This window comes from Sphingomonas morindae, from assembly GCF_023822065.1.
GTDB classification, from domain to species: Bacteria; Pseudomonadota; Alphaproteobacteria; order Sphingomonadales; family Sphingomonadaceae; genus Solisphingomonas; species Solisphingomonas morindae.
Genome location: NZ_CP084931.1, coordinates 524,647 through 545,990, shown reverse-complemented (window position 1 = coordinate 545,990; position 21,344 = coordinate 524,647). Strand labels below are relative to the sequence as shown.

Sequence of the window (21,344 nt, the reverse complement as noted above, 5' to 3'; positions counted from 1 at the left end):
AGCGCGCCCGGCCTCACGCGGCGGCGACGGCCGGGACGGGCTCCGCTCCGTGGGCGGGAAGCCAGCTGGGGTCGCGCACCCACACGCGCGGTGGCAACGCGGCGAACTGGCGCAGCCGCTCCAGATCGGCCAGCCCGACCTGGCGGCCGCGCCGGGTGATCAGCCCCATCAGCTCCAGCTCGCGGAATGTGCGGTTCACATGCACCGCCGTCAGCCCGGTCATGTCGCCGATCTGCTCCTGCGTCAGCGGCAGGTCCAGCATCGGCGCACGGCCCGGCTCGCCGAGCCGCAGCCGCTCGTCGATATGGAGCAGCAGCGCCGCCAGCCGCTGCGCCGCCGAGGTGCGGCTCAGCGAGGTGATGCGGTCCATCAGCGTGATCCGCTCCTGCTGCGCGCACAGGAACAGCACCGCGGCGAGGCGCGGCGCCCTGACGAAGAGCTGGCCATAATCGCTCAGGCTCATGCGACAGAGCCGCACGGGCGTGATCGCCGTCAGCGTCTCGGCCGCCTGCGCCAGGACCATGCTCGGCGTTCCGAGCATGTCGCCCGGGAGGTGCAGCTTGACGATCTGCCGATCGCCATTGGGCAGGCTGAGGCTGCTCGTCACCCAGCCTTCGAGCAGGAAAAAAATGGTATCGACCGCATCGCCTTCGGCGCGGATCACGGCGCGCTTGGGAAGCGGGGTCGGCGGCCCGGCCATGGCATCGAGCGTGGCGCGCTCGCTGGGGCTCAGATCAAGGAAGGCGAGGCAGCGCTGGAGCGGCAATTGACTCAAGTTAATCCTCGGGATTCAAGTGGAGATGGGTGTTAGAGCAGCCCCGCCAATGTAAGCCAAGCCTATAAAAAGGCTGACGTTTTGCATAGGTTAGTAACGGGGCTGCGCGGCGCCGCGCCGCGCCCCCGGTGACTCCCGTGCTTAGGCGCGACGGGCCGAGCCGGGACCATAGGGACTTCCTCAGGGCAAGAATTAACCTATCTTGCAAGCCCTCCCCGCTATTTATTGGGCCTGACCGCGCGCGGGCCATTGCGCCGGCGGCTAGCAGTGTCTGCCCGGAGTGCGCTATCATGTTGAATTCGCTAAGCATCACTCGAAAGCTGGGCGGTGCTTTCCTGATCATCAACGCCTCCGCCGCGATCATGATGGCGGTGTTCGCGGCCAATATTCTGATGATCCGTTCGGTGACGCGGCAGAATAACTTCAGTCAAGACGTCTATGCCAAGGCGCTGACGCTGGAAACTTCGATCCTGCGCCAGAACAGCCAGTTCCGCGGCTATCTGGTGACGGCGGACGCGAGCTACCTCAAATCCTATGACGAGGCCCGCGACGAGTTCGACCGGACCGCGCGCGAACTGATGGCGATGCTGCCCGAGCCGGCCAAGCGTGCGCTGGTCCAGCAGGCCGTCATCGAGACGCGGCGCTGGCGGCACAATTGGGGCGATCGGCTGATCGGCTGGGGCCGGGCCGGGCGCAACGCGGAGGCGCAGGCGGCGGTGCGGGCGGCGGGATCGGCGGTGCTGGTGAGCAAGGTGGCGCTGCCGCTGCGCGCGCTGCGCGCGGCCGAGACCAGCGCGATCGAGAAGAATTCCGCGCGCCAGAACCGCGCGCTCAGCACCGCCGCGATCACGCTGGTGCTGGGCGGCGCGGCGATGATCGGCATCGCGCTCTTTCTGTCGCGCCTGCTCGGCGGCCATATCGCGCGACCCCTGGGTGGCCTCGCGATCGCCATGCGCCAGCTGGCCGACGGCAAGGAGGCGGTCGAGATTCCCGATCTCGGCCGGGGCGACGAGCTGGGCGATCTGGTGAGCGCCGCTTTGGTGTTCCGCGATGCCGCGGCGGCCAAGCGCGCCGACGAGAAGGATCGCGTCGAGGCGATGCGCGCGATCGCGCAGGGTTTGCACCGGCTCGCCGACGCCGATCTCACCGTGCGGCTCACCGGCCTGCCCAAGGCGTTCGCGACGATCGAGAGCGATTTCAACCTGACGATGGACAAGCTGCAGGACGTTCTGGGCCGCGTGCGGGGGAGTATCGAGGCGATCCGCGCCGGCTCCAGCGAGATCAACGCCGCCGCCGCCGATCTCGCCACCCGTTCCGAACACCAGGCCGAGAGCCTGCAGACGACCGCGCGCGCGATGAACAGCGTGACCGACACGGTGCGATCCGGCGCCGCCAGCGCCACCCGCGCCAATGCGGCGATGAACGAGGCGCGGGGCGAGGCGCAGCAGGGCGGCGAGATTGTCGGCCGCGCGATCGAGGCGATGCATGGCATCGAACGCGCCAGCAAGGAGATCAGCGAGATCATCACGGTGATCGACGGCATCGCCTTCCAGACCAATCTGCTCGCGCTCAACGCCGGGGTCGAGGCGGCGCGCGCGGGCGATGCCGGCAAGGGCTTTGCCGTGGTCGCCTCCGAGGTGCGCGCGCTCGCCCAGCGCTCCGCCGACGCCGCCAAGGACGTGAAGGCGCGCGTCCATTCCGCGACGGGCCATGTCCATACCGGGGTCGCGCTGGTCGGCGAGACCGGCGAGGCGCTGGGGCGGATCATCGACAAGGTCGGGCTGGTGAGCACCGAGATCGAGGAGATCGCGCGGGCCTCGGATCAGCAGGCCGAATCGCTGGTGCGGATCAACGGCGCGATCAGCGAAATGGACGGCGATACGCAGCAGAATGCGGCGATGGTGGAGGAAACCAGCGCGTCGGCGCGGATGCTCGCCAAGGAAGCCGACAGCCTGGCCGATGCCGTGTCGCATTTCGTGATCGAGGCCGCGCCCCCGCGCCGCGCCGCAGAGGTGAGCACGCCGCGCCTGCGCCGCAGCGCGGCCAGCCTCGCGCTCGTCGAAGCCTGATCGGCCGCCGCGCGGTTCAGCCGTGCCACGCGATCCAGGCGCCATAGGCATGGCAGGTGGCCAGATGATGCGTGACCCCGCCCGGCCATCGGGTGAGGCAAAGATGCACGGCATCGCGCGCCGCGGTCCATTCAAAGGCGATCCGCCACAAGGGCCGGCCGGCGGTGGCGCAAGCGCCGGCCTGGGCGATTTCCGCCTCCACCGCCGCGCGCGCGCCGGCGTCGAGATATTGCAGCACCATGGAGTGGATGATCGCGCGGGCCGTGCCATCGGGCTGGGGCGTGGCGAGCCGCGCCGTGATCCAATCGACCACGTCGCCCCGGGTGACGCGCGGCGGCTGGTGGCAGGCCAGCGCCAGCGCCGCGTGCAGCCGCGCCAGCCGCTCGCCCTGGTCCGCCCAGACATAGGCGAGCAGCCGCGCGCGATCGGCCGCGCTGCCCGGATCGAGCGGATGCCGATCGACGCCCTCGGCCGTGAGGATCACCGGCGTCGCGGCCGGCGGCGGCGGCCCGCGCCACTGCGGCGCGATGATGACCGGCGAGTCCGGCCGGCCCGCCGCACGCCCGCCGAGATCGTAGCGATAGCGCGTGCAATGCAGGTTCAACCCCGCGCTCGCGCCCAGCTCGAGCAGCGCGACGGGCATGGGGCAGCCCTGCGTCGCCACCATCAGCGCCGCCATGATCGCGGCCGAGCGGGCGACTTCGTTGGTCTGGGTGGGCTCGGCCATCCAATCGAGGATGAACGCCTCCTCGGCCGCGAGCACCGCGCCGATCACGCCATCGAAATCGCCCTCGCCCCGCTCGTAGAGCCGGGTGAGCGCCGGATGGCCGCGCCGCCGCGCGAGCGCGTGGAGCGCGGCGTTCACGCGCAGCGCCAGGGCCGCCATCGCGTGATCCCCCGGCCAGTCCGCGATCCGCGCGGCGAGGCGGGGCGCGCGGTGCAGCTGGCGCGCCGCCGCGTCGAGCACGGCGCCGACGAAGAGCGATCCCATGCTGCGGGCGAGCGCCGCCTGGCGCGTGAGATCGGCGACGGCAAGCGCGGGGGCCGCGGCAGCCACCCCGGCCGGACCCATCTCGAAATCCTCGCTCTCGACTTTAACAACCATAATGGGCCCCAAATAGCGCCGAACATATGACTGATTAGATAATACGATCGTCTAATATAGATGATGCTTAGCATCGTAAATCTACTAGAGTGGCAAATTTCCACTCTTCTCTATAGAGAAATGCGCGGCTCCGGCGCGCGTCTGCGCGCATGCTGTGGCCCATTCTCGAGACATCCGAATACACTGTAAATGTATACCATAATGATCCTAGTATATTCACTAGGTCAGCACGAATAGAGGGTAAACAACTTAGCATCTAAAGGCCAGGACGACGGCTTCTCCAGCCATCGCGTCCATGGCTCAAGTCCCAGGGGGGGATAATCGATGTTGAAAAATAAGCTTCTTTTCGCCGCTGCGCCGTTGGCGCTGCTGATTGCCGCGCACCCTGCCGCCGCCGCGACGCCGCCCGCCGAGGGCGACGAGGCAATGCCCGGCACGCCCGCCGCCGCGCCGGCGAAAAAGCCGAGCGCGCGCCCGGAGGACATCATCGTCACCGGCGTCGCCATCGGACGCGATCGTCTGGACAGCGCCACCTCCACCAGCGCGTTGCGCCTGAGCGACATCGCCCGCGCGGCGCCGCGCTCGGTCGCCGAGATCTTCCGCAATATTCCCGGGATCCGGTCCGAAAGCTCGGGCGGCGAGGGCAATGCCAATATCTCGATCCGCGGCCTGCCGATCGCCTCGGGCGGCGCCAAATTCCTCCAGCTTCAGGAGGATGGGCTGCCGGTTCTGGAATTTGGCGACATCACCTTCGGCAATGCCGACATCTTCATGCGCGCCGATCTGATGCTGGATCGGGTGGAAACCATCCGGGGCGGCTCCGCCTCCACCTTCGCCTCCAATTCACCGGGCGGCGTGATCAACCTGATCACCCTGACGGGCGAGCGCGAGGGCGGCGCGCTGCAGACCAGCTTCGGGATCAACTACAAGGAATATCGCACCGATTTCACCTATGGCGGGCGGCTGGCCGAGGGTCTGCGATTCCAGATCGGCGGCTTCTACCGCCAGGGCACCGGGCCGCACCGCACCGGCTTCGACGGCCTGCGCGGCGGCCAGCTGCGCGGCAACATCACCAAGACCTTCGACAGCGGCTATGTGCGGCTTTCCTTCAAGCTGCTCGATGATCGCGCCACCTCCTATCTGCCGATGCCGATCCGGGCGACGGGCACCGACAGCGATCCGAAATATCAGAATATCCAGAACTTCAAGCTCAACCGCGATCTGCTTTTGTCGCCCTATATCCCGCGCAACATCACGCTCGACGAGAATAACCAGTTCACCGCCGACAATATGCAGGGCGGCCACCATCCCAAGGAACAGGCGGTGGGCCTTGAAACGCGGTTCAGCCTCGCCGGCTTCACCATTACCGATCGCTTCCGCTACGCCGCCATTTCGGGCCGCTTCATCTCGCCCTTCCCGGCGGCGGTGGACAATGCCGGATCCATCCTCACCGCGCTCGGCGGCGCGGGCGCGACGCTCGCCTATGCCAGCGGGCCCAATGCCGGGCAGGTGATCAGCAATCCCGCCGCCCTCAACGGCAACGGGCTGCTGGCGCGCATCGTCATCTTCGACACCAAGCTGAACAGCCTCGACAATGCCACCAATGATCTGCGCGCGAGCCGGGTCGACAAGATCGGGGGCGGCGATCTCACCACCACCGTCGGCCTGTATCGCGCCCGCCAGACGATCAACACCGCCTGGCTGTGGACCGAGATCCTCACCGATGTGCGGGGCGACGGCAAGACGGCGCTGATCGACGTGCGGAACGCCGCGGGCGCGCCGATCACGCAGAACGGCTTCGTCGCCTTTTCCGCCAACAGCTTCGGCAATTGCTGCCGGCGGCGCTATAATCTCGACTATACGGTGACGGCGCCCTTCGGCTCGCTCAACTATCATTTCGGCCGCATCTCCATCGGCGGCAGCCTTCGCCTCGACACCGGCACCGCACGCGGCAGCGTCAGCGGGTCCGATCTCGGCGGCGGCCGGATCGGCCTGGTGACGCAGGACATGAACGGCGATGGCGTGATCACCCCGGCCGAGCAGAAAGTCGCGATCCTGCCGCTCGGCAGCCCGGCGCCGGTCAATTATGATTATTCCTACCTCTCCTATTCGGCCGGCATCGTCTACCGTCTCGCCGAGCCGCTGGCGGTGTTCGGTCGCTATAGCCGCGGCGGCCGCGCCAATGCCGATCGGCTGCTGTTCGGCCCTGCGGTGCGCACCACCGATGGCGGCCTGGTCAACAAGGCGGCGGCGGTCGATTTCGTCCGCCAGGCCGAGCTGGGCGTCAAGTTCCGGGAGGCGGGTCTTCAGCTCAACCTGACCGGATTCTGGGCCTCGACCGCGGAGCAGAATTTCGAGGCGACCAGCCAGACCTTCATCAACCGCACCTATCGCGCGCTCGGTCTCGAATTCGACGGCGGCTATCGCGTGGGGCCGTTCAGCCTCACCGCCGGCGCGACCTGGACCCATGCCGAAATCAGCAAGGATGCGCTGCACCCCGAATTTGTCGGCCACACGCCGCGCCGCCAGGCCAAGCTGATCTTCCAGGCGACGCCGCAGCTGGAACATGGCCCCTTCACTCTGGGCGCCAATTTCATCGGCACCACCAGCAGCTACACCGCCGACAGCAACCAGCTGAAGATGCCGGGCTATGTCACGACCAACGCATTCGTTACCTATCGCCCGCTGACACGGCTGCTGCTCTCGCTTAACGCCAATAATCTGTTCGACGTGCTGGGCCTGACCGAAGCCGAGGACGCCACGCTTCCGGCCAATGGCATCGTGCGCGCCCGCGCGATCAACGGCCGTACCATCTCGACCTCGCTGCGGCTGGACTTCTAGCCGACGCGGGGCGGAGATCCGGCCGGTGGCGGGAACGCACCGGCCGGAACCCGCGGTGCGGCGGTGGCCGGGATCAGCCGGCGCGCAGCCCGGTGGCGGTACGGATCCGGGCCGGCCGCGCGCCCGCCGAGCGGATCGCCGCCGCCGCGCGCCGGGCGGGCTGCGGCTGGGGATCCACCAGTTCGGCGAGCAGCGCGCGCTGCCGCCGCGGCTGGCCGAGGCGGTGCCGCGTCTCCGCCGCCGCCAGCGCCGGGCCGATCTGGTCCAGCCGCTCGATCACCCGGCCCGCCTGCCAGGCGCGCAGCCCCGGCTCGCTGGCGGCGTCCAGGCGACGCGGGTTGAGGAACAGGCATGGCCGCGGATTGGCGAGGAAATCGGTGATGACGGGGCCGCTGTCCCCCAGCAGCACATGCGCCGCACGCGCGAGGCTGCCATCGCTCAACGCGGCGCCCTCAAGATCGATGTGCAGCGCGGGCGATCGCCAGGCCGCATCGCTGATCGCGGCCGGCCGGCACAGGCGCAGCGGCGTCGCGCTCGGCGCGAAGGGCTTGGCGAAGAGGGCGGGATCGGGCGCGAAGATCAGCCGGTGCGTGGCGCGCGCGGCGAACCAGTCTAGCAGGTCCGGCCCGATCCCGTACCAGGAGGAGCGGCGCGCGCAGGCCGAGGGGCTGTAGAGCAGCAGCGGGCGCGGATCCTCGGCCGCCCAGGGCAATGTCGGCGCGGGCGGGGCGAGATCGCGGCGCGGATCGCCGATCACCGCGATGCGCGCCGGCGCCACCCCAAGCCGCTCAACCAGCCAATCGCGCGCGGCGGCGCCGGGGGCGAGGATCTGGTCGAACAGCAGCACATGCTGCGCGAGATCGGGCAGATCCTCGAGCCCGGCGGCGCACAGGATCAGCCGCGTGCCGCTCAGCCCATGGCGCGTGCGCAGCAAGGTGGAGAGGCATTCGGGCACCACCAGCGCCTCGAAGCTGGCGAAGAAATCCAGATTGTCGCCATAGATCAGCGGCCGCGCGGCGCTGGCATCGCGCGCCAGCCGCAGGCCCAGCGCGCTGTGCGGCCGGCGCGGCGCCAGGCGCACCAGCCGGATGCCGGCGCGGGCCAGCGCGGCGCCGGCCAGCCGCTCCGCCTCGTGCGCGAGCGCGGCGGTGGTGACGGCGATGACGGGCGGCGGCCCGCCCCCTTCCGCGAGCGCCAGCGCGACGGGCAGGGCGTGCGCGAGCTGGTGCGCCTGATCGTCGTTGAACAGAAAGGCCGTTCGCATATCGTTTCAGACGGAGCCGCCGCGCCGGACCCGTAAGCCGCGCGCGTGCGCCGCGCCCCGCCCCGGCCCGCAGGTCCGGCGGCGCGTGCCTAGAAGCGGGTGTCGAGCGTCAGGCGCACGGTGCGCGGGCGCAGCGGGGTGACGGCGGCCGGGCGCCAGCCCACCTCCAGCGGCGAGCCGAGCGCGAAGCGATTGCTCACCGCATCGGCGAGGTTGCGCACGCTCAGCGTCACGCCGAACTGCGGCGTCTCCAGCCGCATATCGGCCATGCTGTCGATATAGCCGCCCTGCCTGCCGCCCAGCAGGGGGCCCACCCCCAGCCGCGCGCGGCCGACATAATGGGCGAGGGCACCCAGGCTGATCCGCGTCCCGCCGCGCAGCGCCCAGGTGTAGCGCCCCGCCAGCCGGCCGCCATAGGCCGCGACATTGGGCAGCGGCTCGCCCCGGCGCAGCGCGATGGGATCGAGCAGATCGGTCCGCAGCTGCGCGAGATTGGGCCGGATCAGCCGGCTGCGGTTGATCAGGCCGGCGGCCTCGAGGCTGAGGCCGGGCAGCGGCCGCCAGGTCGCGCTCGCTTCGCCCGACCAGATCCGGCCATCGCCGATATTGCTCGTCACGGGCACGCCCAGGCTGTCGAGATAGTCCGCCTGGATGTGGCGCCAATAGCTGTAGGCGAGCGAGACGGCCAGCGCGAGGCGGCGACGCGCGGCATCGCTGCGGCGCAGGCCGATCTCCATCGTGCGGATGGTGTCGCCGGCGAAGCGGCGGCTCTCGGGCTCGGCCTCCTCGGTGAGCAGCGAATAGGCGGTGGCCGGGCTGGCGGGGCCGATCAGCCCCGCGCGGCGTGCGATCGTCCCGGCGCCATAGCTGAGCGCCAGGCCGCCCGGCCGAAAGCCCTGCTGATAGCGCGCATAGACGAGCCAGCCCGGCGGCGACCAGCCGAGCGAGGCCGAGGGAAGCATTCGCGTCGGGCTGCGGGTCGATTCGCCGATCAGCCTGTCGCGATCGATATCGATCCGGCCGCCGGACAGGTGCGAGCGCGTGATCCGGCCGCCGGCGGTGACGATCAGGCGCGGCGCCAGCGCGACCGACGCTTCGCCATAGCCCGTCAGGTCGGTCAGGCGGTTGAGCACGCTGTCGGCGGCGGGCGCGCTGCCGGCGGTGCCGAGCGTGCGGCTCACGCGCGCGCTGTTATGTACCACGCTGACGCCGACCACCCAGCCCCAGCCATCGCGCAGCGGCCGCGCGAGCCGGGTTTCGTTGGCGATCATGCGGATGCGGTTGCGCTGGCCGAACAGCAGCGGCAGCGCCGTGTCGGCCGAGGCGTCGTAGCGTTCGGACACGTCCTGGTGGACCAGGCCGGTCGAACTGCTGAACAACAGTGTCTCGCCGCGATAGGCGATGGTCCCCTCGGCGAGCCGGTAAAAGTCCCGGCCCGGCAGCGGGGTCGGGCTGGCGCGGGTCAGCGGCGGCAGATCGGCATCGGCATATTGCGCGTCCGCGCTGCGGATCGACTGGGCGAGGCCGCCCAGATCGATCGTCCAGCCCGTGGCGGGCGCGATCCGGACCATCAGCCGGCCGCCGCGCACCGTCTGGCGGTTGATATTCTTGCGCCGGCCCCCGCCGGGCAGCAGCGCATCGATATAGCCGCCGTCGCGCTCGCCATAGCCCACGGCGCGCAGCCCGATCACGTCGCGCGCCAGCGGCACGTTGAGCGCCAGCCCGCCGGCGGCGCTCGGCGCGCCATGATCGGTGACAGCGGTGGCGAGGCTCAGCGTGCCGCCGAAGCGGTCCAGCGCCGGCGCAGCGCGCTCGATCCGGATGATGCCGCCCAGCGATCCGGCGCCGTACAAGGTGCCCTGCGGGCCCTCGAGCACCTGGACCGAGCTGATATCGTAGAGGCGGAGATCGGGATCGGGGCCGTTATAGCTCAGCCGGAGATCGCCCCAATATTGGCCGACCGTGGCCTGCGACTGGCCGACAAGCCCCGAATCGGCGATCCCGCGGATGAACAATTTGTCGCGGCCGCCGCCGAAATAGGTGGAGCTGAGGCTTGAGACGCGCTGCATCAGCGCATCGCTGCCCTGATCCGCCACGGTGACGAGGCTGGCGCCATCCACCAGCGTGACCGTGCCCGGGAAGGTATCGAGCGGCACGTCGCGCTTGCTCGCGGTGACGAGGATCGTGCCCCCGGCCAGGGTCGGCGGGGTGCGCGGGGGCGGCGCGGGGAGCGTCGGAGCGGCGGCGCCCGGCTCGATCAGCCAGCTGGCGCGGCCGAGCCGGCGGAGGCGGAGGCCGCCCTGGGCGGCGAGCGCGGCGAGCGCGTCGCCCACGCGCATCCGGCCGTGCAGCGCGGCGACCGGGCGGCGCCACAGGCTGGCATCGGCCAGCCGCACATTCACGCCTGCCGCGCGGCTGAGCGCGGCGGTGGCCTCGCCGAGCGTGCCCGCCGGCACCATGATCGGGATCGGCCGCTCGCCGAGCGCGGGCGCGCCTATCGCGATCAGCGCCGCCCAACCGACGAGGCCACCCGCCCGGCGGCTCAGCGCCGCCCGTCGATCCCGCTTATCCGCCAGCGCCCGCCCTCTTGCCGCACCCTCATCCCCAGCGTTGGCCCCAGCTCCGCGAGGAAACGCGCTTTGTCTGTGCCATAGGCGAGGCTGCCCGTGAAGCGACGATCGGCATCCGGAGCATCGACGAGGATCGGCACGCCAAGCCCGCGCGACAGATCCGCCGCGACGGTGGCGAGCGGCGCCGCGACATAGCTGAGTTGGCCGTGCCGCCAGCCGCCGACCGCCGCCGGCGCCACCGGCCGCAATTCGATCGCGCCATCATCGGCGGGGTCGAGCAGCATGGTGCCGGCGCGTAAGGTGACGGCGCGGCCCGCATCCTGCACGGCGACCACGCCTTCGGCCACCTGCACGCGCAGCCCGGCGGCCCCGCGCGTCACATCGAAGCGCGTCCCGCGATCGATGAGTTCGACCGATCCGACCGTGAGCGTGAAGGGATTGGCGGCATCGTGGCGGACATCGAACAGCGCCTCGCCCCGCGCCAGCGTGACGGCGCGCGGCCGGCGCGCATCATAGACGAGCCGCGTTTCGCCATTGAGCTGGATCCGCGTGCCCGCCAGCGTGACCAGCCGCTGCGTACCGGGCCTGGTCTCGATCGTGACGGCGCGCGGCGCGAGCATCTGCCAGCCGCCCCAGCCCAGCAGCGCCACCAGCGCCGCCGCGAGCCCGCCGCTCCAGGCGCGCCCGCGCCACCGGGCGGGGGCGCGCGTCTCCTCGGGCAGGGCCGCCATCGGCGGCACCGGCGCGATCCGATCCGCGCCGGCGATGTGGCGCGCCGCCCAGGCGCTGCGATCCAGCAGCGCGGCATAGGCGTCGCGATGCGCCGGCGAGGTTTCGAGCCAGGCGGCAAACCCGTCCCAATCCGCGAAATCGGGCTCTCCGATGCGCAGCATCCAGGCGACGACCGCCTCTTGGATATCGTCAGGCCACCGGTTCATCGCCGCTCCTTCGGTGCCGTGACGGAGTCCTCGCGATCATTCCGCATCGTCCTTCGCATCCCGGCTGTCGAGCAGGATGCGATAGGCGCGCTGCAGATCCTTCTCGACCGTGCTGAGGCTGACGCCCAGCCGCTCCGCGATCCGTTTCTGCGACAGATCGTCGAGCCGGTGGAGCGCGAGCGCCGTGCGCGCCCGCGCCGGCAGCGTGGCGAGCCGGGCGTCGAGCCGGGCGAGCGCCTCGCGATCGAGCAGCGTGCGCTCGGCCGAGGGCGCGTCGGAGCGTTCGAGCCCCTCGGGCCGCAGCGCGTGCAGCCAATCCTCGTCGCGCCGGCGCGCCTGGCGGTCGGCGCGCTGGCGGTCGCGCAGCACATTTTCGGCGGCGCGGAACAGATAGGCGCGCGGATTGGCGATCGGCCCGGCGGCGGCGCGGGCAACGCGCAGCCAGAGATCCTGGAGCACATCCTCCGCCTCGTCGCCCGCGCCGCGCGCCGCGACATAGCGCAGCAGCGCCGGTCGCTCCGCCAGGAAGATCGCCTTGAGGCCGCCGGGATCGACACCAGAGTCGCGCATCGCGGGGCCGATAGCCCAGCCGGAGCGGCGGCGCCATGCTCGCAGGTCACGGAGCGCTGCCTCCGGGAAATTGCCCTGCCCGGGCTGCCGCAGCGCCCCGGCGCTTCGCCGCGCGCGCCGCATCGGGCTGCAACCTCCCTCCCGCCCAGAGGTTTAAGCGATTGGCAAACCAGCAAGAAATTAGGAGAAGCGGCATGGCCGAAGCAGAGCGGCGCGCCTTTGCGCTGATCACGGGCGGCGACAATGGCATCGGGCTAGCGCTGGCGCGCGAATTCGCGGATCATGGCTATGATCTGCTGATCGCGGGCGAGACGGAAAGCCACGTCGCCGACGCGGCACACAGCCTTTCGCAGAACGGCGCGCGGATCGAGACCTTCGCCGGCGATCTCGGCCGTGCCGACCAGGTCGACGCGCTGATCGAGACTGTGCGGCGGATCGGGCGTCCGCTCGACATCGCCTGCGTCAACGCCGGTATCGGCCTCGGCGGCGCCTTTATCGACACCGATCTCGCCACCGAATTGCAGATGATCGACCTCAATGTGCGCGGCGCGGTGCAGCTGAGCAAGGCGCTGGTCAAGGATATGGTGGCGCGCGGCGAAGGCCAGCTGCTGTTCACCTCCTCTATCGCGGCCACCATGCCGGATCCGTTCGAGGCCGTTTATGGTGCCACCAAGGTGTTCCTGCGCTGGTTCGGCGAGGCGCTGCGCAACGAGCTGAAGGATAGCGGCGTGGGCGTTACCGTGCTGATGCCGGGCGTCACGGACACCAATTTCTTCAACCGCGCCGACATGCTGGATACGCGCGCCGGGGCATCCGAGAGCAAGGACGATCCCGCCGATGTCGCCCGCGCCGCCTTCGCCGCGCTCCGCGCCGACAAGGACAAGGTGCTGCCCAAGCTGAAAAACAAGGTGATGGGCGCGATCGCGGAGGCGCTGCCCGATCCGATCGGCGCGCAGGTGCATCGCGGCATGTCCGAGCCGGGATCCGCCGGCTGAGCGGGCCAGCGTCGCGGCAAAGCCCGCGATTGCACGTTAAAAAAATTCAATTGCGTCTTTTGCGCTTGCGAAGAGCCACGCGGCGACGCAAAAGGAACGGGCCTTTCAGGCATCCTCTCCTATAAACTTTCGGCCGTCCGCCTCTGCGGGCGGCTATTTTTTTGTGGCGGCGCAGCGGCTTACAAGCCGCGCCGCGCGCGGTCGAGATTGGCCTGGACGACGCGCCCGTTGGCATCGCCCTGTAGCCACACCGTCCAGAGCACCGCGCCCGGCGGATTGGCATGGCTCGAATCCTGAACCGTCCGCGCATAGCGGCAGCGCACCGCGCCGGCGGGGCGGGTGGCGCAGCCCGCGCCGGCGGCCCGCACTGCGCGCACCGCCTCGGCCATCGGCGTGCCGGGCGCCGCCACCCGCGCGAGCCAGGCGCGCGCCTCCGGCAGTCGCGCCGCCGCCGGCTCGAACTCGATCGCCTGGAAGCTGAAGCGCGGCGGCCCGGCCGCCAGAAGAGCCGTGGCCGCCACCATGATCGCGCCTGTCGTCCGCCACCGCATCGTCCGTCTTCCCATGCTCGTCCGCATCGCGGGGAAAACGCGGCGCGGCGGGCGGCGGCTCCGCTCAGCCGGCGGCGGTCGCGCGCTTGTCCTCGGTCTGCGTCTCGAAATCGCTGGCCTCGTGGCGTTCGCGGAGCTGGCTGGCGGGATCGCCCATGGTGCGGTTCACCATCCGCCCGCGCTGCACCGCCGGCCGCGCGGCGATCGTCTCCGCCCAGCGGCGCAGATGGGCATAGTCGGCGACCTGGAGGAACTCGGCCGCGCCATAAAGATCGCCCAGCACCAGCTGGCCGTACCAGGGCCAGATCGCCATGTCGGCGATGCCATAGTCTGCCCCGCCGACATAGGCGCTTTCCGCCAGCCGCCGGTCGAGCACGTCGAGCTGGCGCTTGGCCTCCATGGCGAAGCGGTCGATCGCGTAGCGGATCTTGATCGGGGCATAGGTGTAGAAATGGCCAAAGCCCCCGCCCAGCAGCGGGCCGCTGCCGACCTGCCAGAAGAGCCAGCACAAGGCCTCGGCCCGCGCCGCCGCGTCGCGCGGCAGGAAGGCGCCGAAGCGTTCGGCCAGATGCAGCAGGATCGCGCCCGATTCGAACAGGCGGATCGGGCTTGGCCCGCTATGATCCACCATGGCGGGGATCTTGGAATTGGGATTGATGGCGACGAAGCCGCTGCCGAACTGGTCGCCCTCGCCGATGCGGATCAGCCAGGCATCGTATTCGGCGCCCGGATGGCCGGCGGCGAGCAGCTCCTCCAGCAGGATGGTGACCTTGACGCCATTGGGCGTGCCCATCGAATAGAGCTGGAGCGGGTGCCGGCCGACGGGCAGTGTCGCCTCGCGCGTGGCGCCGGCGATCGGCCGGTTGATCGTCGCGAAGGGGCCGCCATTGCCCGGCTCCCACTGCCAGACCTTGGGCGGCGTATATGCTTCGGTGTCGCTGGACATGGTCCGCCTCCTTCGATCCGGCCGCGCGGAAGGGGGGAGGGCGACCGGCCGGCCTGCTCTAGCCCCGGCTCCGGACCGGCGCCAGTATCGGCGATGGCGCGCCGCCGGGCGGCGAGGGCGAACCATCGCGATCAACGCCGCATTTCCTCCAGGAAACGGCGCGGCAACGCTATCGCGGCGCGTCGCTCGCCGCCGGCAAGGTGAGCGTGACCGCGAGGCCGCCGCTGGCGCCCCGCGCGAAGCGGAGCGTACCGCCATGCAGCTCGATCAGCGCGCGGGCGATGCGGATGCCCTGGCCATAGCCCGCGCCCTGTTCGTCGAGCCGCGCCTCGCCGGCCTGGAGCGCGGCCAGCCCGGCCTCGTCCAGCGTGTCGCCATCATCCTCGATGCGCAGCGCGATCTGCCGCCCGTCCGGCTCGGCGCTGCAGCGCACGAGGCGGCGCGCGTGACGCCAGCCATTGTCGAGCAGATTGCCGAGCGCCTCGTCGAGATCCTGGGGATCGCAGCGCACCGCGAGCGCGTCGGGCACGGCGAGGCGCGCCGCCACGCCGCGATCGGCATGGATGCGCGCCAGCGCTGCCACCAGCGCGTCCAGCGCTTGGCGGAGCGGAATGCGCGGGGTCGCGGCGGCGCCCGGTTCGGCGGCGCGCGCGCGGGCGAGGTGGTGGCGTATCTGCGCCTCCAGCCGCGCCACCTGCGCCGCGAGCCGGCCATCGGGATCGCGGCCCGGCTCGGCGAGATCCAGCCGCAGCGTCGCAAGCGGCGTCTTCAGCCCATGGGCGAGATTGGCGACATGGCGGCGCGCGGCGGCGAGCCCGGCCTCGTTGGCGTCGATCAGCGCGTTGAGCTCGGCGACGAGCGGCAGCAATTCGGTCGGCTCCTCCACCTCGACATGGCGACGGCGGCCGGCGCGGACCTCGGCCAGCATGGTGCCGAGCCTGGCGAGCGGGCGCAGGCCGAGGCGGAGCTGCACGAGCACCGCGAGCAGCAGCAGGCCGCCGAGCAGCGCCACCGAGAGCAGCAGCGGCGCGGTCGCCTCGCGCAGCGGACGCCGCACCAGCGCGCGCGGCGCGGTGGCGAGAAGCACGGCGGGCCCGCGCGTGGTGGCGATCTCCAGCAGGCGCCCGTGGATCGGCGCGCCATCGGCGGCGATGCCGTCGAACGGGCGGGGCGGCGGCCCCGGCAGGCCGCTCTCCTGGGGCGGCGGCGCAGCCGGGCCGCGCTCTGGATGCGGCGGGGGCGGGGGATTGTGCGACGGTCCCGTCGCGCGCACCGGGCCCATCCCCGCCGCCGAGGCCGAATGCCAGCGGCCGCCGGGCGCGCGCAGCTGCCACGCCCAGCCGCTGCCGGGCCGATCGAAGGGCGGCGGATCGATCAGCCGGCCCGGCGCGACGCTGCCATCCGGCCCCACCGCGCGCGCCACCAGCGCGAGCTGCGCGTCGAGCCGCTGGTCCATGCCGGCGATGACGAAGCGGCCCAGCACATGCCCGATCGCGGCGGCGGCGATCGCCAGCGCCACCAGAAGCGCCAGCGCGGCGGTGGCGAGCAGCCGCCCGGCCAGCGAACGCGGCAACAGCCTCACGCCGCGTCGCCCGCGGTGAGCCGATAGCCGCGCCCGCGCACGGTTTCGATCCGTTCGGCGCCGATTTTGCGCCGAAGTCGGCCGATAATCACCTCGAGCGAGTTGGAATCGACATCGGCATCGCCCTCATAGACGCGCTCCAGCAATTCCAGCCGCTCCACCACCACCTCCTTGCGGAGCATCAGCGCCGAGAGCACGCGCCATTCGAACCCGGTCAGGCGCAGCGGCAGACCGTCCAGCTCGAACTGACCGGTCTGCGCCTCGAACCGCAGCGGGCCGCAGTCGATCACCGCCGCGGCATGGCCGGCGGCGCGGCGGGCCAGCGCGCGCAGCCGCATCACCAGCTCCTCGACGCGGAAAGGCTTGGTGAGATAATCGTCCGCGCCGGCCTTGAAGCCCTGCACCTTGTCCGACCATTGATCGCGCGCGGTGAGGATCAGCACCGGCAGCCGCACCCCCGCGCGCCGCCACTCCTCGAGGATCGACAGGCCGTCGCGCCCGGGCAGGCCGAGGTCCAGCACCGCCGCGTCGTACAATTCGGTGGCGCCGAGATGACCGCCATCGATCCCGTCGGCGACGAGATCGACCGCGAAATGCTCGGCGCGAAGATGGCGCGCCATCGCCTCGCCGAGCGCCGCATCATCCTCGATCACCAACACCCGCATCGCCTGCCTCCATCCGTCCCGCCCTCGGCCGCGCGACCCTTGCCCATCCAGCTAAACCGAAACTGAACGGCGCGGTTCAGCGGGGGCTGGGCGCGGGTCGCTAGAAGCCGGGACATCGACGCAGAACGGAGACGCTTCATGGCTCATTTCACTACCCGACGCGCCCAGGCCCTGGCCGCCGCGGCGCTGCTCATCGTCGGCGGCGGCGTCGGCGCCGTGGCCGGCCGCCAGCTCCAGCCCCCGATCGAAATGGCGCCCTTGCATCCGGTTGCGATCCGCAGCCTCCCGGGCAGCGACGGCATCGTCAGCATCCGCGCACGGGTCGCCGAAACCTATGGCGACAGCTTCGTCGCGGATGATGGCAGCGCGCGGACGCTGGTCGATCTCGGGCCGGGCGCCGGCGATCGCGGCCTCGTCGCCGATGGGCAGAGCGTGACGGTGCAGGGCCGCTTCGATCGCGGGCGGCTTCATGCCGATTTTCTGGTCGATGCCGGCGGCACCGTCCATGCGCTGATGCCGCGCGGTCCGCATGGCCCGCGGCCCGGTCGGGACGGCCCGCCGCCCGCCGGCCCGGGCGCTCCACCGCCGCCCCCGCCGCTCGCCGGTCCGGGCGCTCCGCCGCCGCCGCCGGGTGGGCCGGGTGCGCCGCCGCCCGCCTTCGCCGCCGCGCCGCCGCCCGCGCCCGGTGCGATGGCCCCCGCCGCCCCGCCGGCGCCCGCCCCCGCCGCGACGCCCGCGCGCTGAGGATGCGCCGCGCTCAGCCGGCCAGGTCGAGCGCGGCGGACAGGCGCGCGGTGGTGGCGAGCAGCACGTCGCGCGCCTCGTCCTGCGGGAGGCGCGCGGCGGCGCCCGTCACAAAGGGCATGGTGAGCGCCGCCACCGCCGCGCCATCGGCCAGCACCGGCGCCGAGACATCGGTGATGGCGGTGAGCATCGGGCTGGCCATGGTGACATAGCCGGCCGCGCGGATGGCGGCGAGCTGCGCATCGAGCGCGCCCGCATCGAAGGCCAGCCGCGCCGCCCTGGTCTCGCGCAGCATCTCGGCGCGCACCGCCGCCGACTGGAAGGCCAGCAGAATATGGCCCGAGGCGGACTGGATGAGCGGCCGCCTATAGCCCATGCGCACCGCGAAGCCGAGCAGGCCGGGCGCCTCCACCGTCGCCACCACCGCGATCTCCGCGCCCGAGGCGACGGCGAGGTGGCAACTCTGCTGGGTGGCGCTTGCCAGCGCGCGCATCTCGGGCAGCGCCTGGCCCAGCAGATCGCGCACCGGCGGCTGCGCCATGCCGAGCGAGAAGAGCCGGTTGGTGATCCGATAGCCTTCGCCCGAGCGGCTGATATAGCCGGTCTCCTCGAGCACCTGCAGCATCCGGAACAGCTCGCTGACCGAGCGCCCCAGCGCCGCCGAGATGTCGGAGGTGGGCATGGGCTGCGGCGCGCGCGCGAGCAGTTCGAGAATTTCGAGGCCCTTCAACAAGGCCGGCGCGCGGTACTTTCCTGTCGTCGACATGAACCAAGCCTCTCCCCAAGCCGGCGACGCTACCGGCTCCATGGCAAGCGCGCAACGCTCCGTAAAAATCAGATTTAAACGACAATTTCATATTTCGTCACGCGGCCGAGCCTGCTAGGCCGCGCTCCAAGACCCCGGCTTGGCTGGGTAAGGCACTGGTTCTGGAGAGGAATATGACGTCGAACCTCGGTTCGCGCGGCACCGCTGGCGCGCGCTTCCTGTTGACCTGCTCGATGGCGGCCCTGTTCGTCGGCGCGACCGCCGGCCAGGCGCAGACCGGGACCGCCGGTCCGGTCAACGCCCAGAGCTCGAGCGGCGGCGCGACCGCGCCGAGCGGCGATCAGGGCCAGGCGGATACGTCGCAGCAGCCGGGTGACGCTTCGGCGGCGATCGTCGTCACCGGCGTTCGCGCCAGCCTCCAGTCGGCCCAGTCGATCAAGCGCAACTCGCCCCAGATCGTCGATTCCATCGTCGCCGAGGACATTGGCAAGCTGCCGGACCGCAACGTCGCCGAGGCGCTGCAGCGCATCTCGGGCATCCAGATCCAGCGCCAATATGGCGAGGGCAGCTCGGTCGCCATCCGCGGCCTCACCCAGGTCCGCACCGAACTGAACGGCCGCGACATCTTCACCGCCAACGGCGCCAACCAGCTGAGCCTCGAGGACGTGCCGTCCGAGCTGCTCGCCGGGATCGACGTGTACAAGAACCCGTCATCGGACCTGATCGAGGACCAGCTCAGCGGCACGATCAATTTCCGCACGCGCAAGCCGTTCGACTTCAGCGGCTTCAAGGCCTCGGCTTCGGTCAACAACAGCTATTACGACCTGGTCGACAAGAGCAAGCCGAGCTTTTCGGGCCTGTTGAGCGACCGCTGGGAGACGGGCATCGGCGAGATCGGCATCCTTGCCGACATCGCCTATCAGAAGACCGCCTTCCGCGAGGACACGATCAGCACCCAGCCCTTCTACACGCTGGATCCGACCGTGCCCGCCGACGCCGCCACGCTGGCGAGCCTGAACCGCACGGGCCAGACCACCACCCTGCCGCACGGCACCGGCATCGGCCAGCATTATGGCGATCGCCGCCGCTTCGGCACCGATGTCGCCATCCAGTGGCGGCCCAGCCCGACGCTGGAATTCACCGGCGAAGTCTTCCGCAACGACTATAAGTTCCGGTTCGACGATTATAGCTGGTTCGCCTATTCGGGCGACGCCGCCATCCAGCCGCTGCCGGGCGCGGCCTTCACCTATGCGGACAACGGCGATTTCCAGAGCGGCACCTTCGCCAACGTGCCGGTCAACTCCAACACCAGCCTCAGCGTCCGCCACTCGATCACCACCGACTATTCGCTCAACGCCAAGTGGAAGCCGACCGACCGGCTGACCATCACCGCCGACGGCCAATATGTGCGGGCGACCACCACCAACACGCGCTCGATCGTAATCCTCAACTCCACGGCCGGCACGCTCACCCAGGATATCCGCAGCGCCATTCCGGTGATCGGCATCGGTCCGGCGGGCGCGATCGACAACCCGAACAATTACACGCTCGGCGGCTATCTGGACGATATCAACCGCTCGGTCGGCAGCGACAAGGCCGGCCGGGTCGATGCGGAATATAAGTTCGATGGCGGCTTCCTCTCCTCGGTGAAGGCGGGCTTCCGCTTCGCCGACCGCTCGAACAGCACCAAGGACACGGGCTATCGCTATACCGGCCTGTCCGGTCCGCTCGGCCAATATGAGCGTGTCGACCTGACGGACTTCTTCCGCGGCGACGCCGATCTGTTCAACGGCATCATCGCCTTCCCGCGCAGCACCATCGTCGACTATGACGCGACCCGCGCCGCGCTCGGCATCGATACGCTGCCCAGCTATCTGCCCAGCGGCCGCAACGACGAGCGCCAGAAGACCTATGCGGGCTATGTCGCGGCCTTCTTCAAGGCGGATCGCCTGCCGGTGCCGATCGACGGCAATATCGGCGTGCGCATCGTCAAGACCGAACTCGCGGTCAACGGCTTCTACCAGCAGACCGAGCAGGTGACCCAGGCCGACGGCACCTCCACCAACGGCGCCACCACCTTCAGCCCGATCGGGGATTCGCGCAGCTACACCAAGGTTCTGCCGAGCCTCAATCTGCGCGGCCATCTGACCGACAAGCTGCAGCTGCGCTTCGCCGCCTCGGCCAATCTGGCGCGGCCGACCTTCGATCAGCTCAACCCGAGCCTCACCCTCACCGAGCCGGGCACCAGCCAGCTCAATCAGATCCACACCGCGTCGGGCGGCAATCCCTATCTCAAGCCGATGACGTCCAAGAATCTGGATCTGTCGCTGGAATGGTATTTCTCGCGCACGGGTTCGCTCACGGCGGCGGCTTTCTACAAGCATATCTCCAACTATATCCAGACCGCCGTCACCAATCGCGCGGTCACCTTCCCCGACGGCCAGACCTTCAATTACGAAGTCACCTCGTACAACAATGTCGCCAGCGGCAAGGTGAAGGGCGTCGAAGTCGCCTATCAGCAGTTCTTCGATTTCCTCCCCGGCCTGTTGCGCGGCCTGGGCGTGCAGAGCAACTTCACCTATGTGGACTCCAAGGCGCCGAGCCCGCAGACGTCCGGCCCGGTGACGAACGTGCCGCTGGAGAACCTCTCCAAGTACAGCTACAATGTCGTCGGCATCTACGAGCTGGGCAAGATTTCGGCGCGCGCCGCCTATAATTGGCGCAGCAAATATGTGCAGACCACGGCCGGCAACGGCACGGGCAGCCTGCCGATCTTCAACAAGGCGTTCGGCCAGCTCGATGCCTCGCTGACCTACAATGTCACGCCGCATTTCTCGCTGACGGTGGACGGGCGCAATCTGCTCAACACGCGGCTCACCACCTATTTCGGGCTCGACACCCGGCCGCGCGACGTGACGATCGACGACCGCCGCATCAGCGGCATCGCGCGGATCACCTTCTAG

General features: G+C 70.4%; 16 protein-coding genes. 5 read left to right on the top strand and 11 right to left on the bottom strand.

Annotated features, from left to right (window positions below):
• Nucleotides 1-13 precede the first annotated feature (13 nt).
• Nucleotides 14-775 carry a Crp/Fnr family transcriptional regulator gene (locus LHA26_RS19015; RefSeq protein WP_252168660.1) on the bottom strand — a complete coding sequence of 254 codons (762 nt, stop codon included), beginning with the start codon at nucleotides 773-775 and terminating at the stop codon, nucleotides 14-16.
• Between the two features lie 290 nt (nucleotides 776-1,065).
• Between LHA26_RS19015 and LHA26_RS19010 the strand changes: the two genes are divergently transcribed.
• Nucleotides 1,066-2,844, top strand: a complete 1,779-nt coding sequence (locus tag LHA26_RS19010) for a methyl-accepting chemotaxis protein (protein ID WP_252168659.1) — start codon at nucleotides 1,066-1,068, stop codon at nucleotides 2,842-2,844.
• A 16-nt stretch (nucleotides 2,845-2,860) separates the two neighbouring features.
• On the opposite strand, the gene LHA26_RS19005 is transcribed toward LHA26_RS19010, so the two are convergent.
• On the bottom strand, nucleotides 2,861-3,949 hold the full coding sequence (locus LHA26_RS19005) for a DUF2332 domain-containing protein (protein ID WP_252168658.1): 1,089 nt from the start codon (nucleotides 3,947-3,949) through the stop codon (nucleotides 2,861-2,863).
• Nucleotides 3,950-4,273: 324 nt separating this feature from the next.
• On the opposite strand from LHA26_RS19005, the gene LHA26_RS19000 reads away from it, so the two are divergent.
• Complete coding sequence (locus LHA26_RS19000; RefSeq protein ID WP_252168657.1) at nucleotides 4,274-6,790, top strand: TonB-dependent receptor; 2,517 nt, start codon at nucleotides 4,274-4,276, stop codon at nucleotides 6,788-6,790.
• Between the two features lie 73 nt (nucleotides 6,791-6,863).
• Here LHA26_RS19000 and LHA26_RS18995 read toward each other — a convergent pair whose 3' ends face one another.
• The 4 genes from LHA26_RS18995 to LHA26_RS18980 all read right to left on the bottom strand — a co-directional run bounded on the left by LHA26_RS18995 (nucleotide 6,864) and on the right by LHA26_RS18980 (nucleotide 12,132).
• Nucleotides 6,864-8,054: a hypothetical protein gene (locus LHA26_RS18995; protein WP_252168656.1), complete on the bottom strand. Its 1,191-nt coding sequence runs from the start codon at nucleotides 8,052-8,054 to the stop codon at nucleotides 6,864-6,866.
• A gap of 89 nt (nucleotides 8,055-8,143) precedes the next feature.
• Nucleotides 8,144-10,513: a TonB-dependent receptor gene (locus tag LHA26_RS18990; RefSeq protein ID WP_252168655.1), complete on the bottom strand. Its 2,370-nt coding sequence runs from the start codon at nucleotides 10,511-10,513 to the stop codon at nucleotides 8,144-8,146.
• Between the two features lie 83 nt (nucleotides 10,514-10,596).
• Entirely contained in the window at nucleotides 10,597-11,562 is a 966-nt protein-coding gene (locus LHA26_RS18985; protein WP_252168654.1) for a FecR family protein, read from the bottom strand.
• Between the two features lie 36 nt (nucleotides 11,563-11,598).
• Nucleotides 11,599-12,132, bottom strand: a complete 534-nt coding sequence (locus LHA26_RS18980) for an RNA polymerase sigma factor (RefSeq protein ID WP_252168653.1) — start codon at nucleotides 12,130-12,132, stop codon at nucleotides 11,599-11,601.
• A 194-nt stretch (nucleotides 12,133-12,326) separates the two neighbouring features.
• Here LHA26_RS18980 and LHA26_RS18975 point away from each other — a divergent pair, with 194 nt between their 5' ends.
• A complete protein-coding gene (locus LHA26_RS18975) occupies nucleotides 12,327-13,127 on the top strand; it encodes an SDR family NAD(P)-dependent oxidoreductase (protein ID WP_252168652.1) in 801 nt (266 codons plus the stop codon).
• A 179-nt stretch (nucleotides 13,128-13,306) separates the two neighbouring features.
• Here LHA26_RS18975 and LHA26_RS18970 read toward each other — a convergent pair whose 3' ends face one another.
• The 4 genes from LHA26_RS18970 to LHA26_RS18955 form a co-directional block, all read right to left on the bottom strand.
• Nucleotides 13,307-13,651: a hypothetical protein gene (locus LHA26_RS18970; protein ID WP_252168651.1), complete on the bottom strand. Its 345-nt coding sequence runs from the start codon at nucleotides 13,649-13,651 to the stop codon at nucleotides 13,307-13,309.
• A 91-nt stretch (nucleotides 13,652-13,742) separates the two neighbouring features.
• On the bottom strand, nucleotides 13,743-14,624 hold the full coding sequence (gene yghU / locus LHA26_RS18965; RefSeq protein WP_252168650.1) for a glutathione-dependent disulfide-bond oxidoreductase: 882 nt from the start codon (nucleotides 14,622-14,624) through the stop codon (nucleotides 13,743-13,745).
• 169 nt (nucleotides 14,625-14,793) lie between these two features.
• Nucleotides 14,794-16,206 (bottom strand): sensor histidine kinase, encoded by a 1,413-nt coding sequence (locus tag LHA26_RS18960; RefSeq protein WP_252168649.1) that lies wholly within the window; start codon nucleotides 16,204-16,206, stop codon nucleotides 14,794-14,796.
• A complete protein-coding gene (locus LHA26_RS18955; RefSeq protein ID WP_252168648.1) occupies nucleotides 16,203-16,871 on the bottom strand; it encodes a response regulator in 669 nt (222 codons plus the stop codon). The genes LHA26_RS18960 and LHA26_RS18955 overlap by 4 nt, the downstream gene beginning before the upstream one ends.
• Before the next feature lie 138 nt (nucleotides 16,872-17,009).
• Between LHA26_RS18955 and LHA26_RS18950 the strand changes: the two genes are divergently transcribed.
• The gene (locus LHA26_RS18950; protein WP_252168647.1) at nucleotides 17,010-17,615 is read left to right on the top strand and encodes a hypothetical protein; all 606 of its coding nucleotides are present in this window, start codon (nucleotides 17,010-17,012) and stop codon (nucleotides 17,613-17,615) included.
• Between the two features lie 13 nt (nucleotides 17,616-17,628).
• Here the strand turns inward: LHA26_RS18950 and LHA26_RS18945 are convergent, their stop codons facing one another.
• Complete coding sequence (locus LHA26_RS18945; protein WP_252168646.1) at nucleotides 17,629-18,381, bottom strand: IclR family transcriptional regulator; 753 nt, start codon at nucleotides 18,379-18,381, stop codon at nucleotides 17,629-17,631.
• A gap of 173 nt (nucleotides 18,382-18,554) precedes the next feature.
• On the opposite strand from LHA26_RS18945, the gene LHA26_RS18940 reads away from it, so the two are divergent.
• Entirely contained in the window at nucleotides 18,555-21,344 is a 2,790-nt protein-coding gene (locus LHA26_RS18940) for a TonB-dependent receptor (protein ID WP_252168645.1), read from the top strand.

Coding starts and splice junctions, on each gene's coding strand:
- LHA26_RS19010 (WP_252168659.1), top strand. CDS start 1,066: ATGTTGAATTCGCTAAGCATCACTCGAAAGCTGGGCGGTGCTTTCCTG.
- LHA26_RS19005 (WP_252168658.1), bottom strand. CDS start 3,949: ATGGTTGTTAAAGTCGAGAGCGAGGATTTCGAGATGGGTCCGGCCGGG.
- LHA26_RS19000 (WP_252168657.1), top strand. CDS start 4,274: ATGTTGAAAAATAAGCTTCTTTTCGCCGCTGCGCCGTTGGCGCTGCTG.
- LHA26_RS18995 (WP_252168656.1), bottom strand. CDS start 8,054: ATGCGAACGGCCTTTCTGTTCAACGACGATCAGGCGCACCAGCTCGCG.
- LHA26_RS18990 (WP_252168655.1), bottom strand. CDS start 10,513: ATGGTGCCGGCGGGCACGCTCGGCGAGGCCACCGCCGCGCTCAGCCGC.
- LHA26_RS18985 (WP_252168654.1), bottom strand. CDS start 11,562: ATGAACCGGTGGCCTGACGATATCCAAGAGGCGGTCGTCGCCTGGATG.
- LHA26_RS18980 (WP_252168653.1), bottom strand. CDS start 12,132: ATGCGCGACTCTGGTGTCGATCCCGGCGGCCTCAAGGCGATCTTCCTG.
- LHA26_RS18975 (WP_252168652.1), top strand. CDS start 12,327: ATGGCCGAAGCAGAGCGGCGCGCCTTTGCGCTGATCACGGGCGGCGAC.
- LHA26_RS18970 (WP_252168651.1), bottom strand. CDS start 13,651: ATGGTGGCGGCCACGGCTCTTCTGGCGGCCGGGCCGCCGCGCTTCAGC.
- yghU (WP_252168650.1), bottom strand. CDS start 14,624: ATGTCCAGCGACACCGAAGCATATACGCCGCCCAAGGTCTGGCAGTGG.
- LHA26_RS18955 (WP_252168648.1), bottom strand. CDS start 16,871: ATGCGGGTGTTGGTGATCGAGGATGATGCGGCGCTCGGCGAGGCGATG.
- LHA26_RS18950 (WP_252168647.1), top strand. CDS start 17,010: ATGGCTCATTTCACTACCCGACGCGCCCAGGCCCTGGCCGCCGCGGCG.
- LHA26_RS18945 (WP_252168646.1), bottom strand. CDS start 18,381: ATGTCGACGACAGGAAAGTACCGCGCGCCGGCCTTGTTGAAGGGCCTC.
- LHA26_RS18940 (WP_252168645.1), top strand. CDS start 18,555: ATGACGTCGAACCTCGGTTCGCGCGGCACCGCTGGCGCGCGCTTCCTG.